Genomic DNA, 1393 nt, shown 5'->3' with positions numbered 1-1393 from the left:
TGCCTGGCCGGGGGAATGCCCGTCAGGTCCATTATCTGTATCATCGTGTCGTGCCTGTATGGCGGCAGGAAGTGTAGCTTCCTGCCGGCTTTCATCGCATCGGCGCAGATCGTTTCGAGCGATTTCATCGGCGCCGTATGGCGCACGCCAACCTGTGCCGCCATGTCACTCACGCTGTCTACCGAGCCGAACCACACGATGTCTTCAATGTCAATATCGTTGCCTACGAGTGTCTCCGTGTCGTTGTCTATGTCTATAACGCCCGCAAGACCGTCACGGTGCTGTCCGAAATAGTATATGAACGTGGAATCCTGCCTGAAAGGATAATATGCGTTGGCAGGATAGTTGGCCGGTGCGTCGTTGTTGCCGAATAGTATCACGATACCTCCGCCAACTAGTTTTTTCAGTTCTCCGCGCCGGCGGATATATGTCTCTTTATCAAACATGATGTTTAAGAATATTTAGTAATGTGCAAAGTTATATATTTTTTGTCGAAAAATTATATAAAAAGCGTTTTTTAAGTAAAACTTAATATATCGGAATGTTTTTCGGATGTATCGTGAAGTGTATCGCATCGGAATTTGTTTTCAGCGTTTTTTTGAAGTAAATTTGTGGACTAAAAAACGTTTAAAAAACACGAAAACTATGATAATAATTTACAAAAAGTTTATGATTTTCCAGTCATTGATATCTGAAAGCGGCTGTAAGTCTGCTTTGAAATGTATATTTATGCAATCGGATCTGGCTGTGATTTTTGATAAATGTACTGTGCCGGCATCCGGTTTGCTGATGTCAGATGCCGGATATATATAATGTCTTGGCTATATATGCGTCGTGTATTGTACCATGACAATTCGTATGTGGTGATTTGTTTCCGCATATATGTATATGCTGGGTGAAACCGAAATGCTTCCGGGACTTTGTTCCGGAAGCATTTTTTCTTTGTTGGAGACATATTTTTGCCTTGTATTAAGGTATTGGTTGGGTTGCGTTTAGCGTCTAAACGGAAGCTGACGGGACGCTAAATGCATTCCAATTAGTATCCCGTTGCATGACAACGGGATACTTAATGCAAATGGTCGCCGATATTTCGCTTTACGGGTTGTTGGCCGTTCGGCTCAAATCGTTGTTTTGTCATTTTTCAATGGTGGAATTTTCGTTGTCCTTGGCGTTTGTGCATAAATATTCAAAATGCAGGCACAGTTTCGATTGCAGTCCATACCGCATTGTGTCGTGATATTTTGTTTACATATGAGTGGTTTCCGGATGTTCTTCTTGAAGTTTTGATTGGCAGTATGCCATCAGCGTTAAAGCCAGTCGTCGTAAAATTTCTGATGCGGCATTCGGGAAAATCATTGTGTGCGTATAATTATTGCACATTAAGATGTAAATG

General features: G+C 42.1%; 1 protein-coding gene. It reads right to left on the bottom strand.

Annotation, left to right across the window (positions count from 1 at the left end; all coding sequences use genetic code 11):
- The coding region (locus tag MoGM_RS06025; protein ID WP_199181770.1) for an aminopeptidase P N-terminal domain-containing protein at positions 1–446 on the bottom strand (446 nt) is incomplete at its 3' end.
- Positions 447–1393: the final 947 nt, after the last annotated feature.

The organism is Prevotella sp. MGM1 (genome assembly GCF_002933775.1).
GTDB lineage: Bacteria > Bacteroidota > Bacteroidia > Bacteroidales > Bacteroidaceae > Prevotella.
Note: the sequence above shows the minus strand (reverse complement) of the source record. Positions and strands in the feature narration are given on the sequence as shown.